The sequence below is a fragment of the Nocardioides sp. Root240 genome, from assembly GCF_001428825.1.
Lineage (GTDB): Bacteria > Actinomycetota > Actinomycetes > Propionibacteriales > Nocardioidaceae > Nocardioides.
Genome location: NZ_LMIT01000002.1, coordinates 35,352 through 49,784 on the forward strand (window position 1 = coordinate 35,352; position 14,433 = coordinate 49,784).

Below are 14,433 nucleotides of genomic sequence, written 5' to 3' on the forward strand. Positions count from 1 at the left end.
GTCACCACTCGATGCCCTTCTGGCCCTTCTGGCCGGCGTCCATCGGGTGCTTCACCTTGGTCATCTCGGTGACCAGGTCGGCGAGCTCGACCAGCTTCGGGTCGGCGCGGCGGCCGGTGATCACGACGTGCTGGTTGCCCGGCCGGTTGGCCAGCGTCTCCACGACGTCGTCGATGTCCACCCAGCCCCAGTTGATCGGGTAGGTGAACTCGTCGAGCAGGTACAGGTCGTGCTGCTCCGCCGCGATCCGGCGCTTGATCTCGGCCCAGCCCTCGGCGGCGTCGGCGGCGTGGTCCTCCTCGGACCCCGCCTTGCGCGACCACGACCAGCCGGAGCCCATCTTGTGCCACTCCACGCTGCCCTTGCCCGGGGGCAGCATCTCGAAAGCGGTCTGCTCGCCGAGGCGCCACTTCGCCGACTTCACGAACTGGAAGATCCCGATGTCCCAGCCCTGGTTCCAGCCGCGCAGCGCCAGCCCGAAGGCGGCCGTCGACTTCCCCTTGCCGTCACCGGTGTGCACCATCACCAGCGGCCGGTTGCGGCGCTGGCGGGTGGTCAGCCCGTCGTTCGGTACGACGAGCGGCTGGCCCTCAGGCATCGACGCTCTCCTTCATCTGCCAGGTGTCTTCGTGGATGGCGTCCTCGAGCGGGCGCCGCGAGCGCCAGCCGTGGCGCTCCAGGTCGGGCACGGTCTCGAGGTGGCTGACGGTGCCCAGGCACAGCCATGCGACGGGCCGCACGTCCTCCGGGATGCCGAGCAGGTCCTGCAGGAACGACTCACGGTAGAAGGACACCCAGCCCAGGCCGAGGCCCTCGGCGGTGGCGGCGAGCCAGAGGTTCTGGATGGCGAGCACCGTCGAGTACAGCCCGGCGTCGGCGATGGCGTGGCGACCGAGCACGTGCTGGCCGCCGCGGGACTGGCTGTGCGTGACGACGACGCCCATCGACGACTCGCAGATGCCCTCGACCTTGATCCTGTCGAAGGTGCTGCGCCGCTCGGGCGGGAGCGAGGCGGCGAAGGTGTCGCGCTCGTGCGCGACGTGGTCGCGGAAGGCCGCCCGCTTCGCGGCGTCCCGGACGACGACGAAGTCCCACGGCTGGCTCATCCCGACGCTCGGGGCGCGGTGCGCGGCGCCGAGGACCCGGAGCAGCACGTCCTCGGGCACGGGGGAGCCGGTGAACTCGGCGCGCACGTCGCGGCGGCGCTCGATGACGTCGTACAGGCCGGTCGTCTGCCCGGTCGTCTGCCCGATCGTCTGCTCGGCCGACAGGGTGCTCATGCGGCCCTCCTCGCGGCGTCGACGAGCGCCTCGGCGCTGACCTCGCCGATCGGCACGTGCTCCGCACCGAGGTGCTCGGCGAGGGTGGCGGCCAGGCCCATCCGCATCGGGCCGGCCTCGCAGTCGACGACCACGCACGTGATGCCGGCGGCGGCGAGCAGGTCGGCGGCGGCGCGCGAGCGGGCCACCGCGTCGGCGCCGGAGGTCGCGCGGCCGTCCGTCACGACGACGAGCAGCGGACGGCGCTGCGGGTCGCGGGTCTGCTCGACGGACAGCAGGTGTGCCGCCTCGAGCAGGCCCTCGGCGAGCGGCGTCCGACCACCGGCCGGCAGCTCCTCGAGCCGCTGCGCAGCCGCGTCGACCGAGTGGGTCGGCGGCAGCGCCACCTCGGCGCAGGCGCCGCGGAAGGTGACCAGGCCGACCTTGTCGCGGCGCTGGTAGGCATCGAGCAGCAGGCTCAGCACGGCCGTCTTGACCTGCTCCATCCGCTTGCGCGCGGCCATCGAGCCGGACGCGTCGACGCAGAAGAGCACCAGGTTGGACTCCCGGCCCTCGCGGACCGCGACCCGCAGGTCGGCCTGCTGGAGGACCAGCCGACCGTCGCGCCGGCCGCGGGCGAACTGGTGCGGCGCTGCTGCGCGGATGGTCTCGGTCAGGTGGATCGCGCCGGTGCTGCCCGGTCGATCGGGCTTCGACGCGCCGATCCGGCGGCCGTTGCTGGTGCGCGCGCGGCTGCGGCGGCCCGCCGTGCCGGCGCCGATGCCGCGCACGGTGAGCAGCCGGGTCCGGTACGTCGCGCCGGTGCCGGACGTGACGTCATTGTCTCCGTGGGCTCCGGCCCCCGTGGACGATGACGTTGGATCGGGAGCGCCCGGTTCGAGGCTGTCCTCGGCCCCCTCCGCCGGCGCGTCATCCTCGGAGTGAGGTCCTTCGGGGTGATCGCCGTCCGGCTCCGGACCGTCCGGCTCGGGGCCGTCCGGCTCGGGACCGTCCGGCTCGGGAGGCAGGTCGTCGCCGAGCACCTGGTCGAGCAGGTCCTCGTCGAGCCCCGGGGCGTCGAACGGCTTGCGCCGCCGCCGGTGCGGCAGGGCCAGGCGTGCCGCGACCCGGATGTCGTCGAGGGTGACCTGCGACCGGCCGGACCAGGCGGCGTGGGCGACGGCGGTGCGGGCGGTGACGATGTCGGCGCGGAGGCCGTCGACGTCGAAGGTCGCGCAGACCTCGGCGATCTTGAGCAGCCCGGCGTCGGTCAGCCGGACCGAGGCGAGGAGCGCCCGGGCCGCGGCGATCCGGGTCTGGAGGGCGGCCTCGGCCGCGGCGTAGCGCTCGGCGAAGCCGGCCGGGTCGGCGTCGTAGGCCATCCGACGCCGGACCACCTCGGCCCGCAGTGCCGGGTCGCGCGGCGCGGCGACCTCGACGGTCAGGCCGAAGCGGTCGAGCAGCTGCGGGCGCAGCTCGCCCTCCTCGGGATTCATCGTGCCGACCAGCACGAAGCGCGCCTCGTGCGTCATCGAGACGCCGTCGCGCTCAACCGTCGCCCGGCCCATCGCGGCCGCGTCGAGGAGCAGGTCGACGAGGTGGTCGTGGAGGAGGTTGACCTCGTCGACGTAGAGGATCCCACGGTGGGCCTTGGCCAGCAGGCCGGGCTCGTACTCCGCCTTGCCCTCGGCCAGTGCGCTCTCGAGGTTGATCGAGCCGGTCACCCGGTCCTCGGTCGCTCCGATCGGCAGCTCGACGAGGGGCACGGGGCGGCCGTCGACCGGGGGCAGCACGGCGGCGAGGGCGCGCACGATCGTCGACTTGGCCGTGCCCTTCTCGCCCCGCACCAGCACGCCGCCGACCTCGGGGGCGATCGTGGTGAGGATCAGGGCGAGGGCCATCGGGTCCGGCCCGTCCGGTCCGTCGGCGCCGACCACGGCGCTGAAGGGGAAGTGTTGGTCGATGGAGGTCATCGGAGGCGCTCCTTCCGGGCCACGCGTTCGGGCGAGTAGAGGTACGACTCGGCGTCGGACGCCGAGCCGTCGGGCGCGAGGGCGGGGCCGACGAGGATCACCGCGGCCTGCTTCAGCCCGGCATCCTCGACGAGGGTGGCGATGGTGCCGACGGTGCCGCGCAGCACCAGCTCCTCGGGCTGCGAGGCCCGGGACACCACCGCGACCGGGCAGTCCGCGCCGTAGAACGGCGCGAGCTCGGTCATCAGCGCGGCGGTGCGGGTGATCGCGAGGTGCAGCACCAGGGTTGCTCCGGTTGCGGCGAAGGCGGCGAGCGACTCGGTCTCCGGCATCGCGGTCGAGCGCGCCTGGGTGCGGGTCAGCACGACCGACTGCGCCACGAGCGGCACGGTCAGCTCGTGGCCGACGATCGCGGCGGCCGCGGCATAGGCCGGTACGCCCGGCGTGACGTCCCAGGCGACACCGGCCGCGTCGAGCCGCCGGCCCTGCTCGTGGAGGGCGGAGTAGAGCGAGGGGTCGCCGGACGTCAGGCGTACGACGTCGCGTCCGTCCGCGTCGGCCTGGACCATCACGGCCGTGATCCGGTCGAGGTCGAGCTCCTGGGTGTCGACCAGCCGCGCGTCGGCGCGGCAGTGGGAGAGCACCTCGGTGTCGATGTAGGTGCCGGGGTAGAGCACCACGTCCGCGGCGCCGAGGAGGGCGGCCGCGCGGAGCGTGATCAGGTCGGCGGCACCGGGACCGGCGCCCACGAAGTGCACCGTCATGCCCGCTCCTTCGTCCAGGTCCACTGCGTGACGGCGCGGGCCGGCGTCCAGCCGGTGAACCGGCCGCCCAGCGGCGTGACGTGCTCGACCGCCAGGCGGGTCAGCTCGCCGCCGTGCTCGTGGAAGGCGCCGATCAGCAGCTGCTCGGTCTCCAGGGTCACGCCGTGCACGACCAGCCGCCCGCCGGGCGCGAGTGCTTCGCGGCAGAGGTCCAGCAGTCCGGGGGCCGTGGCGCCGCCACCGACGAAGACGGCGTCCGGCCGGGGCAGGTCGGTCAGGGCGTCGGGCGCCTTGTCGTTGACGACCTCGAGCCGTGACACGCCCAGGGTGCCGGCGTTCCGGGAGATCCGGGCGGCCCGCTCGGGGTCGGCCTCGACGGCGATCGCGTCGGTGAGCGGGTGCGCGCGCAGCCACTCGATCGCGACCGAGCCGGCACCGGCGCCGACGTCCCACAGCAGCCGGCCCGGCGCGGGGGCCAGGCGGGACAGGGCGCTGGCGCGGACGTCGCGCTTGGTCAGCTGGCCGTCGTGCTCGAAGGCGTCGTCGGGCAGGCCCGGCGCCCACGAGGCGAACCCGGTTCCCGCGACCTCGAGCGCGATCACGTGCAGCCGTGGGACCGGGCAGGGGAAGACCGCGACCGTCTCGTCGGCGCCGCCCAGGTTGCCGAGCACGTGCATCGTGCTGGTCCCGAAGCCGGCCTCGTCGAGCAGGGTCGCGACGGCGGCGGGCGTGCTCTCGTCGGACGACAGCACCAGCAGCCGTCGGCCGTCGGCGAGCTCGCGACGCAGCGCGGCGAGCTCGCGGCCGACCAGGGTGACGACCGTCGACTCCTCGGCCGACCAGCCCATCCGTGCCCGGGCCAGTGCCACGGACGACACGGCAGGGACGACGTCCACGGCGTCGGGGCCGAGCAGGCGCAGCAGCGTCGTACCGATCCCGGAGACGAGGGGGTCGCCCGAGGCGAGCGCCACGACCCGGCGCCCCTCGTGCTCGCCGAGGAAGGTGGCCAGCGACGTCAGCGGGCGCGGCCACGCGTGCCGGTCCTGGCCGGGGACGTCCGGCACGAGTGCCAGGTGCCGCTCACCCCCGAGCAGCACCTCGGCGTCCGCGACCAGCGCGGCCGAGGCGGGCGGGAGGTGGCCGTCGGCGCCGATGCCGACGACGGTGATCCTCAGTCCACCCATCGCGGTGTCCAGACGGTCCCGTTGGGCTCCACGCGGGTCGAGGAGGCGCCGACGATCAGCAGGCACTTCATGTCGATGCTGTCGGTGTCGAGGGTGCCGAGCGTGGTGACGGTCAGTGACTCCTCGTCACGGCCGACGTCGCGGCCGACGACGACGACGGTGTCGGGGGAGCGGTGCTCGAGCAGGATCTTCTGGGTCTCGACGACCTGCTCGCGCCGCGAGCGGGACGCCGGGTTGTAGATCCCGAGCACCAGGTCGGCCTCGGCGATCGCCCGGAGCCGCCGCTCGACGACGGCCCACGGCTTGAGCCGGTCCGACAGGCTCACCACGGCGAAGTCCGCGCCGATCGGCGCACCGGCCCGGGCGGCGACCGCCTGGACCGCGCTGATGCCCGGCAGCACCCGCACCGGTACGGCGGCGTGCTCGGGGTGTGCCGGGTCGGCCGCCGCCTCGAACACCGCGGCCGCCATGCCGAAGACGCCCGCGTCGCCGCCGGACACGACCGCGACCCGCTCGCCGCGCAGGGCCAGGTCGAGCGCGAAGCGCGCCCGGTCCACCTCGACGGTGTTGCCCGACGCGTGCCGCTGGAGGCCGGGGCGCTGCGGCACCCGGTTGACGTACGGCGCGTAGCCGACCACGTGCTCGACCTCGGCCAGTGCCGCCGACGCCTCCGGGGTGAGCCAGCCGTCCGGGCCGGGGCCGAGACCGATGACGAGCAGCTCGGAGGGTTGCGGTTTGGTCCCAAACCGCAACAATTCCGGCTCCTGAGCTGCGGTTCGTGACCAATCGGCACGCATCCGGGCCGCGGTTGAGGGCTGCGTGGAGTCGCCGGGAACCACGATCAGCGAGAAGTACGGCACCGAGTCCGCGTCGACCTCGGCCACCGGCAGCCAACGCTCCTCGGGCTGCGACGCGCGCTCGACGTACATCGCGCCCTCGAGCCGCCCGGCCTGTGCCAGCGCCGAGCGGACGGCGGGGAAGGTGCGGCCGAGCTTCATGATGATCGCGCCGTCGGTGTCGGCGAGGCGGCGGGCCAGCTCGGGCTCGGGGAGGGTGCCGGGAAGCACGGTCAGGACGTCGTTCTGGCGTACGAGCGGCGCCGGGATGGTCGCGGTCGCGGCCGTGAAGGCGGGCACGCCGGGGACGACCTCGACCGGGAACCGGTCCCGGAACCTGTCGAGGAGGTACATCGACGAGCCGTAGAACAGCGGGTCGCCCTCCGCGAGCAGGACCACGTCGCGGCCGGCGTCGAGGTGGGCGGCCAGGCGCGCCTCGCAGTCGTCGTAGAACTCGGCCATCGCGCCGACGTACCCGCCCGGGTGGTCGGTGCTGCCCGTCGTGACGGGGTAGCGCAGCTCCTCCTCGACGGCGTCGGCCGGGATCAGGTGGGCGGCGATACGGCGTGCGTGCGACTCCTTGCGGACGCCGGCGTGGAAGGCGACCACCCCGGCGGCACCGATGAGCCGCTCGGCCTTGCGGGTGATCAGCTCGGGGTCGCCGGGGCCGATGCCGACGACGTGGAAGTGACCGACTGCCTTGTCCATCGGGCGGTTCACTCCTCTTCCTGTGCCAGTGCGTTGACCGCGGACGACGCCATGGCGGAGCCGCCGCGACGACCGCGAACGGTGACGAACGGGATGTCGATGCCGTGGTCGTCGGCGAACGAGGCGAGCGCGTCCTTCGACTCCGCGGCGCCGATGAAGCCGACCGGGCAGCCGACGATCGCCGCGGGCCGCGGGCCGCCGTCGAGGATCATCTCGAGCAGGTGGAAGAGCGCCGTCGGGGCGTTGCCGATCGCGACCACGGCCCCTTCGAGCAATGGCTCCCAGAGCGAGACCGCCGCCGCGGTGCGCGTCGTCGACCACCGGGCGGCGAGCGCCGGGACCTGCGGGTCGGTGAGGAAGCAGTGCACCGGGTTGTCGGCCGGCAGACGGCCGGCCGTGATGCCCATCGCGACCATCCGGGCGTCGCAGAGGATCGGCGCCCCGGCCGACAGGGCGCCGCGGGCCGCGGCCACCAGGCCGGGGTGCACGACGAGGTCGCGGACCAGGTCGGTCTGGCCACTGCCGTGGATCATCCGCACGGCGACCTTCTCGGCCTCGGCGGGGACGCCGGAGAGGTCGGACTCGCGGCGGATGGTGGCGAAGGAGTCGACGTAGATCGCCGGTCCGTCGGCGATGTAGTCGTACCGACGCGGCGGAGCGGTCAGGTCGGTCATCAGTTCTCCTCGGGGATGAGCACGCCGTGCCACGGTGTGACGACGACGGTGGCGGCGGTCCAGCCGGCGATGGTCGCCAGATCCAGGCCCTCGTCCGGGCAGGCGACGTGCGTGCCGCCCGCGACCGGGCCGAGGGGGAGCGGCCCGGTCGCGACGGCGGCACCGGGGGAAGCGGGACGGGGCGCGGCGAGCGGATCGCCGAGCTCGGGGACGTGCCACGGAGCATCGGGTCCGGTGCCACGGGCGGCCAGGAACTCCCGTGCGAGCGCGGCCAGTGCGGCCGGCGCAGCAGTGAGCGGCACGACGTCGCCCCAGTGCTCGCCGACGCGGAGCTGGGCGGTGGTGGCGTCGAGTGCGACGAGGCCGAGGTCGAGGTGCTTGTCCGCGAGGTCGCCGCGGCCGTCGTCGAGCGTGAACAGGAAGCGTCCCGGCAGGCCGGCGAGCGTGGCGTCACCGAGCAGCAGCGCGTCGAGGTCGGCGAGCACCGGGCGCAGGTCGGCACGGCCGCCGGCGAGCCCGGTCTGCGGGGAGGCCAGCACGTTGCGGACCCGGTCGTGAGCACGCGAGGGCAGCAGGCCGGTCGCCTCCAGCGCGGCCAGTGCGTCACCGGCCAGGACACCCCCGGCGGTCAGCGGCATGGCGCGGACCTGCAGGTTGGCCCGGCCCGTCACGCGGACCCGCCCGTCGCCGTACTCCTCGGCGACCCTCGCCAGGCCGGTCAGGGCGGCGCGGGACACCTGCCCGCCGGGCACGCGCACCCGCACCAGCCCGCCGTCGTCGGCGGGCCAGGGGTGCACGATGCCGGGGCACCGGTCCGGCCGGGTGCGGCTCGTCTGCGACACGAGGGTGGTCCTTCGAGGCCGGGGCTCCTCGCGATCGCCCCTCATCGACCTCGCGGTGGTCTCCGCAAGGGCCAGCAGGTCTTCGGACTCGGGATCGTCCGGGTCGGAGCGTCTTCCCAGGTCCCGGAGGACCCAGTGACGTCGTGCTCCGCCCGTCACCCACACCGCTGCGCGTCAGTCCCGGACTCTCACCGGGTTCCCTGACCCCCTGGGGAGGTCGACTGGCCGGGCCAGCCTACCCCGGCTGTCGGTAGCCTGACCGCCATGCCCGCCCTCAAGGACGTCGTCGACCTGATCCACGGCTGGTACCCGCCCGCGACCGCCGATTCCTGGGACGCGGTCGGGCTCGTCCACGGCGACCCGGACCAGCAGGTGAGGAAGGTGCTCCTCGCCGTCGACCCCACCCCGGCCGTCGCTGAGGAGGCCGCGGACTGGAAGGCCGACCTGCTCGTCGTGCACCACCCGCTGTTCCTCAAGCCGGTCAACGGATTCCCCGCAACCAGCCCCAAGGGCCGCACGCTGCACACCCTCGCGAAGGCCGACTGCGCGCTGCTGACCGCGCACACCAACGCCGACCAGGCCGTCGGCGGCGTCTCGGAGGCGCTGGCCCACGCGCTCGGCCTCACCGACCTCGAGCCGATCGTCCCGGCGCCGATCGGGCCCCGCGACAAGCTCACCGTCTTCGTGCCCCCGGACGCCGCGGCGCCGGTCCGCGCCGCGATCGCCGAGGCCGGCGCCGGCCGGATCGGCGACTACGAGTTCGCCTCGTTCACCAGCGCGCCCGGCGAGGGCAGGTTCCGCCCCCTCGAGGGTGCGAACCCGATGGTCGGCACCGTCGGCGAGCTGGAGACGGTCGAGGAGGTGCGCGTCGAGGTCGTCCTCGACCGTGCGGTCCGCTCCGCCGTCGTCCGGGCGATGCTCGCGGCGCACCCCTACGAGGAGCCGGCCTGGGACGTCGTCGAGCTCGCCGACCCGGGCCTGGCCACGACCGGCACCGGCCGGATCGGCAGCGTCTCGCCGATGACGCTCGGGGAGTTCGCAGCGCAGGTCGCGGCCGCGCTGCCGGCCACCGCGCACGGCGTACGGGTGGCCGGCGACGAGACCCGTCCGGTACGACGAGTGGCGGTCTGCGGGGGAGCGGGCGACTTCCTGCTCGACCGGGTCGCCGGCCTCGGCGTCGATGCCTACGTCACCAGCGACCTGCGCCACCACCCCGCCTCGGAGTTCCTCGAGAAGGGCGGCCCGGCGCTGGTCGACATCGCCCACTGGGCGGCCGAGTCGACCTGGCTGCCGGTCCTCGAGGGGCGGCTGAAGGACGCCCTCGGCGACGCGGTGGACACCCGGATGAGCACGATCGTCACCGATCCTTGGACAATGCACCTGTGAACGCCGATCCCGCCGCCCAGCTCCGCCTGCTCGACCTCCAGGCGCTTGACTCCCAGGTCGACCAGCTCCGGCACGTGCGGGCCAACCCGCCGCAGGCCGCGGAGATCAAGGACCTGCTCGGCAAGCGCGCCGACGTGGACGGCCGGCTGCGCGACCAGCGCATCGTCGTCGACGACCTCGCGGTGGCCCAGGCGAAGGCCGACGCCGATGTGGAGCAGGTGAAGGCGCGTCGTACCCGGGACCGGGAGCGGATGGACTCCGGCGCCATCGCCGACCCCAAGGCCCTCGAGCGGATGCAGCACGAGCTCGAGTCGCTCGAGCGCCGTATCTCGACCCTGGAGGACGAGGAGCTCGAGGTAATGGAGCAGCTCGAGGAGGCGCAGTCCGCGCTGGCCGAGCTCACCTCCGCGATCGAGGACCTCGACGCCCGCCTGGGCGAGCTGACCTCCGCCCGCGACGAGAAGGGCGCCGAGATCGACGCCGAGATCGCGTCGGTGGCCGGTGGCCGCGCGGCGATCGTCGCCGACATCCCGGCCGACCTGCTCGCGCTCTACGACAAGCTGCGCGCCAGCAAGGGCGGCGTCGCGGTCGGTGAGCTGCGCGCGCGCCAGTGCGGCGGCTGCCAGCTGGCGCTCGACCCCAGCGAGCTCGCCGAGGTCCGTGCGACGCCGGCCGAGACCGTGGTCCGGCACGAGGAGTGCCAGCGGATCCTGGTGCGCACCGCGGAGAGCGGCGTCTGATGGTCTCTCCTGCCCGGGTCGTCGTCGAGGCCGACGGCGCCTCGCGGCAGAACCCCGGCCCGGCGTCGTACGGCGCGGTGCTCCGGGACGCCGCGACCGGTGCGGTGATCGCCGAGGACGCCCGCACGATCGGCGTGGCGACCAACAACGTCGCGGAGTACTCCGGTCTCGTCGCCGGGCTCGCCCTCGCCGTCGAGCACGCGCCCGGTGCGGTCGTCGAGGTGCGGATGGACTCCAAGCTCGTCGTCGAGCAGATGTCCGGGCGCTGGAAGATCAAGCACCCGGACATGAAGGTGCTGGCCGCGCAGGCCGCGGAGATCGCGCCCCCCGGTACGACGTACACGTGGGTGCCGCGCGCCGACAACGGCCACGCCGACCGGCTGGCCAACGAGGCCCTCGACGGCACCCGCTCCGGCGTCACCGTCGCGACTCCCGGCGACGGCATCCCCGACGAGCCCGAGTCGGCGGCCGAGGAGGCCTCGTCGCCGGCCAGCGGGCCGGGTCAGCCGACCACCATCGTGCTGGTCCGCCACGGCGTCACCCCGCACACGACCGGTCGCCGCTTCTCCGGCGGGCTCGGCGGCGACAACCCGGCGCTGTCCGAGGAGGGCCGCGCCCAGGCGGCCGAGGTCGCCGAGTGGCTGACCGAGCTCAAGGAGAGCGTCGACGTCGTCGTGGCCTCGCCCGTGCGTCGTACCCGCGAGACGGCCGACATCGTCGCCGCCGCCCTCGGCCTGCCGGTCGAGGAGGAGCCCGGCTTCGCCGAGATGGAGTTCGGCGAGTGGGACGGGCTGACCTTCACCGAGGTCGCCGAGCGCGACAAGGAGCGGATGGAGGCGTGGTTCGCCGACATGGCGGTCCCGCCGCCGGGCGGCGAGTCCTTCGTCGAGGTCCGCGAGCGCGTCCTCGCCGGACTGAACCGCGTCCTCGACGCCCACGAGGGCCGGACGGTCGTCGTGGTCAGCCACGTGACCCCCATCAAGACCCTCGTCGCCCACGCGATGGAGGCGCCACTGGACGCGCTCTTCCGCATGGAGCTCGCGCCCGCAGCCGTGTCGGTGATCGCCTTCTGGCCCGACCCGCGCACGGGTGAGCGCCGCGGGTCGCTGCGCTTCTTCAACGCGCTGGCGCCGGGGCGCCGTACCCTCCGCGACACCGGCCGCTGGTAGCTGGCGACGGGTGGTGGGAGTTTCACCGGCCGGCCGGTGTTTCTCCCGAGCTTGGACGACGAAACTCACGCTTGGACGAGGAAACTTCGTCGTCCAAGCGTGAGTTTCACCGGCCGGCCGGTGAAACTCATTTGACCGACCTCAGAGCTCGCCGACCACCACGTCGAGCTGGGTGCCGTTCCTCGTCGGCTCACCGACCTCGACGGTCCAGCCGAGCCGCTCCAGCGTCGCGGCGAGTGCGGCGGGCGTGCGCGGGTCGGCGCCGTCCTCGAGCAGGGCACGCACGATGCGGCCCTTGGTGGCCTTGTTGAAGTGACTGACGACCTTGCGGGTGCCGTTGTGCTCGTGCAGGACGCGCACGGTCGCGGTCCGCTTCGCCAGGTCCGGCCCGGGGCGCCAGAAGCTCGCGTACATCCCGGAGCGCAGGTCGACGAACAGCCCGCGCCCGATCGCCTCGGTCATCACCGACGGCAGCGCCTCGCGCCACACGCCGGCGACCGGGCCGAGGGCGGGGAGGGTGACGTCCCCCGAGAGCCGGTACGACGGGATCCGGTCGCCCATCCGCACGATCCCGAAGAGGCTGGACGCCACACCGAGCCGGCTGGTCGCACGGCGCTTCGCGCCGGCGGAGAGGGTCTCGAGGTCGAGCGCGTCGTAGAGGACGCCGGTGTAGATCCGGTCGGCCCGGGCGGTCGGCGCGCCCCGCAGGCCGGCGTTGCGGAGCACGAGGTCGGCCTGGCCGGGGGAGAGTCCGAGCACGGCGGCGGCCTTGTCGGCGTCGTCGGCGCAGAGGGTGACCAGTGCGTCGAGGACCTCGGTGCGGGCGGCGGTCAGCTCGGGCGACGACAGCCCGGCGAGGTCCAGCGGCTTGCCCCGCTTCGGGTCGGACTTGCCCTCGCTCGGCGGCAGCAGGATCAGCACCGGGCAAGGATAGGGTCGAGGTCATGCCCAACAACCTCGTGGTCCGGGTCAACGCGAGCTCCCCGACGTTGCAGGCGGGGCTGCAGGCGATCGCCCAGGAGCTGGAGCTGCCGGGCGAGTTCCCGGCCGACGTGACGGCTGCGGCGGAGCAGGCGGCCGCGGACGTCGTGCTCCCCGAGCTCGATCGCACCGACCTGCCGTTCATCACCATCGACCCGGCCGGCTCGATGGACCTCGACCAGGCGGTCCACGTCGAACGGGCCGGCAGTGGGTTCGTCGTCCACTACGCGATCGCCGACGTGGCCGCCTTCGTCCGGCCCGGCGACCCGGTCGACCTCGAGGCCAACCGCCGCGGCGAGACGCTCTACGGCGCCGGCACCCGCATCCCGCTGCACCCGCCCGCCCTGTCCGAGGCTGCCGCGTCGTTGCTGCCGGAGCAGGTCCGGCCCGCCCTGCTGTGGACCATCGAGGTCGACGCCGCCGGCGCGCTGGGGAAGGTCCACGTCGAGCGAGCCCGGGTCCGCTCGACCGCCCGGTGGTCGTACGTCGACGCGCAGGCCGCGCTCGACGACGGCACCGCGGGCGAGGTGCTCCTGCTCCTCCGGGAGGTCGGCCGGCTGCGGGAGCAGCAGGAGGTCGACCGCGGCGGGATCTCGCTGCCGCTGCCCGAGCAGGAGATCGACGAGTCCGACGGGAGCTTCCGGCTGGTCTTCCGCCAGCAGCTCCCGGTCGAGCAGTGGAACGCCCAGATCTCCCTCCTGACCGGCATCGGCGCCGCGTCGTTGATGGTCGGCGCGAAGGTCGGCCTGCTGCGCACCCTCCCGCCGCCGGACCCGCGCGACGTCGCGCGTCTGCGTCGCGTGGCCAAGGGCCTGCGCGTCGACTGGCCCTCGGACTGGGAGTATCCCGAGCTCGTCCGCTCGCTCGACCCGACGATCTCCCAGCACCAGGCGATGGTCGTCGCGTGCACGCGCCTGCTGCGCGGCAGCGGGTACGCCGCCTTCGACGGCCAGCTCCCCGAGCAGACGCGGCACTCCGCGATCGCCGCCGAGTACGCCCACGTCACCGCGCCGCTGCGCCGCCTCGGAGACCGGTACGCCGGCGAGACCTGCCTCGCCATCTGTGCCGGTACGCCGGTGCCGGACTGGGTGCGAGAGGCGCTGCCCGGGCTGCCGAAGACCCTGCAGGACTCGGCCCGCCGCGCCAGTGCGTACGGTCGCGCGGTCCTCGACCTGGTCGAGGCGGCGGTGCTCGCCGACCGGGTGGGCGAGGAGTTCGACGGTGTCGTGACCAGCGTCCGCGAGGACGACCCCGCGCAGGGCGTCGTGGTCCTCGCCGAGGTCGGCGTCGAGGCGCCGGTCTCGGCGTCGCAACCACTGCCCCTCGGCGAGGACGTCAAGGCGCGGCTCACCACCGCCGACGTGGCGGCCCGCAAGGTCGCCTTCACGGTCGCGTGAAGGTCCTCGTCACCGGCGGCGTCCGGTCCGGCAAGTCCCGCCACGCCGAGTCCCTGCTCGCGTCCGCGGCCGATGTCACCTACGTCGCCGCCGGTCCCGCGTACGACGACGCCGACTGGGCCGCGCGGATTGCCGCCCACCGGGTGCGCCGCCCGGCGAGCTGGCGGACCGAGGAGACGCAGGACGTCGCCCGCGTGCTGGCGGCCGCGTCCGGACCGGTGCTGGTCGACTGCCTCGGCACCTGGCTCACCGCGGTGATCGACGCGGCCGGGCTGTGGGAGGCGCCGGTCGACCAGGTGGAGTCGGCCGTCCTGGCCGAGCTGGACGCGACGGTCGCGGCCGTGGCGACCGCGGAGGTGCCGGTGGTGCTGGTGACGAACGAGGTCGGCCTCGGCGTCGTACCGGTGGAGCGGTCGGGACGCCTGTTCCGCGACCTGCTCGGCACCGTCAACCAGCGGGTGGCCGAGGCGTGCGACGAGGTGCACCTCGTCGTGGCCGGACGGGTGCTGAGGCTCTAGCC

At 74.2% G+C, this 14,433-nt stretch carries 14 protein-coding genes and 1 riboswitch; of the genes, 5 read left to right on the plus strand and 9 right to left on the minus strand.

Annotation, left to right across the window (positions count from 1 at the left end; all coding sequences use genetic code 11):
• Nucleotide 1 precedes the first annotated feature (1 nt).
• From cobO to ASE20_RS03295, 8 genes are read right to left on the minus strand one after another with little or no spacing between them, the layout of a single operon-like run.
• Nucleotides 2-598 carry a cob(I)yrinic acid a,c-diamide adenosyltransferase gene (gene cobO / locus ASE20_RS03260; RefSeq protein WP_056893123.1) on the minus strand — a complete coding sequence of 199 codons (597 nt, stop codon included), beginning with the start codon at nucleotides 596-598 and terminating at the stop codon, nucleotides 2-4.
• Nucleotides 591-1,280: a 5,6-dimethylbenzimidazole synthase gene (gene bluB, locus ASE20_RS03265; protein ID WP_056893124.1), complete on the minus strand. Its 690-nt coding sequence runs from the start codon at nucleotides 1,278-1,280 to the stop codon at nucleotides 591-593. The genes cobO and bluB overlap by 8 nt, the downstream gene beginning before the upstream one ends.
• Nucleotides 1,277-3,232: a VWA domain-containing protein gene (locus ASE20_RS03270; protein ID WP_056893125.1), complete on the minus strand. Its 1,956-nt coding sequence runs from the start codon at nucleotides 3,230-3,232 to the stop codon at nucleotides 1,277-1,279. Before ASE20_RS03270 ends, bluB begins: the two co-directional genes overlap by 4 nt.
• Nucleotides 3,229-3,996: a cobalt-precorrin-4/precorrin-4 C(11)-methyltransferase gene (locus ASE20_RS03275; protein ID WP_056893126.1), complete on the minus strand. Its 768-nt coding sequence runs from the start codon at nucleotides 3,994-3,996 to the stop codon at nucleotides 3,229-3,231. Before ASE20_RS03275 ends, ASE20_RS03270 begins: the two co-directional genes overlap by 4 nt.
• Nucleotides 3,993-5,180 carry a precorrin-6y C5,15-methyltransferase (decarboxylating) subunit CbiE gene (gene cbiE / locus ASE20_RS03280; RefSeq protein WP_056893127.1) on the minus strand — a complete coding sequence of 396 codons (1,188 nt, stop codon included), beginning with the start codon at nucleotides 5,178-5,180 and terminating at the stop codon, nucleotides 3,993-3,995. The genes ASE20_RS03275 and cbiE overlap by 4 nt, the downstream gene beginning before the upstream one ends.
• Entirely contained in the window at nucleotides 5,168-6,724 is a 1,557-nt protein-coding gene (gene cobJ / locus ASE20_RS03285) for a precorrin-3B C(17)-methyltransferase (RefSeq protein WP_056893816.1), read from the minus strand. The genes cbiE and cobJ overlap by 13 nt, the downstream gene beginning before the upstream one ends.
• Nucleotides 6,725-6,732: 8 nt before the next feature.
• Nucleotides 6,733-7,398, minus strand: coding sequence for a precorrin-8X methylmutase (locus ASE20_RS03290; RefSeq protein WP_056893128.1), 666 nt, complete (start codon nucleotides 7,396-7,398; stop codon nucleotides 6,733-6,735).
• Entirely contained in the window at nucleotides 7,398-8,240 is an 843-nt protein-coding gene (locus tag ASE20_RS03295) for a nitrite reductase (RefSeq protein WP_056893129.1), read from the minus strand. The genes ASE20_RS03290 and ASE20_RS03295 overlap by 1 nt, the downstream gene beginning before the upstream one ends.
• A gap of 55 nt (nucleotides 8,241-8,295) precedes the next feature.
• Nucleotides 8,296-8,481: riboswitch (cobalamin riboswitch) on the minus strand.
• A 23-nt stretch (nucleotides 8,482-8,504) separates the two neighbouring features.
• On the opposite strand from ASE20_RS03295, the gene ASE20_RS03300 reads away from it, so the two are divergent.
• Genes ASE20_RS03300 through ASE20_RS03310 form a run of 3 tightly spaced genes read left to right on the plus strand, consistent with a single transcriptional unit; the run spans nucleotide 8,505 to nucleotide 11,535 of the window.
• A complete protein-coding gene (locus ASE20_RS03300; protein WP_056893130.1) occupies nucleotides 8,505-9,626 on the plus strand; it encodes a Nif3-like dinuclear metal center hexameric protein in 1,122 nt (373 codons plus the stop codon).
• The gene (locus ASE20_RS03305) at nucleotides 9,623-10,366 is read left to right on the plus strand and encodes a zinc ribbon domain-containing protein (protein WP_056893131.1); all 744 of its coding nucleotides are present in this window, start codon (nucleotides 9,623-9,625) and stop codon (nucleotides 10,364-10,366) included. The genes ASE20_RS03300 and ASE20_RS03305 overlap by 4 nt, the downstream gene beginning before the upstream one ends.
• A complete protein-coding gene (locus ASE20_RS03310; protein WP_056893132.1) occupies nucleotides 10,366-11,535 on the plus strand; it encodes a bifunctional RNase H/acid phosphatase in 1,170 nt (389 codons plus the stop codon). The genes ASE20_RS03305 and ASE20_RS03310 overlap by 1 nt, the downstream gene beginning before the upstream one ends.
• 141 nt (nucleotides 11,536-11,676) lie before the next feature.
• Here ASE20_RS03310 and yaaA read toward each other — a convergent pair whose 3' ends face one another.
• On the minus strand, nucleotides 11,677-12,456 hold the full coding sequence (gene yaaA, locus ASE20_RS03315; protein WP_056893133.1) for a peroxide stress protein YaaA: 780 nt from the start codon (nucleotides 12,454-12,456) through the stop codon (nucleotides 11,677-11,679).
• Nucleotides 12,457-12,479: 23 nt separating this feature from the next.
• On the opposite strand from yaaA, the gene ASE20_RS03320 reads away from it, so the two are divergent.
• Both ASE20_RS03320 and cobU read left to right on the plus strand, forming a co-directional pair.
• Entirely contained in the window at nucleotides 12,480-13,913 is a 1,434-nt protein-coding gene (locus tag ASE20_RS03320; protein WP_056893134.1) for an RNB domain-containing ribonuclease, read from the plus strand.
• Nucleotides 13,910-14,431: a bifunctional adenosylcobinamide kinase/adenosylcobinamide-phosphate guanylyltransferase gene (gene cobU / locus ASE20_RS03325; RefSeq protein ID WP_056893135.1), complete on the plus strand. Its 522-nt coding sequence runs from the start codon at nucleotides 13,910-13,912 to the stop codon at nucleotides 14,429-14,431. The genes ASE20_RS03320 and cobU overlap by 4 nt, the downstream gene beginning before the upstream one ends.
• Nucleotides 14,432-14,433 lie beyond the last annotated feature (2 nt).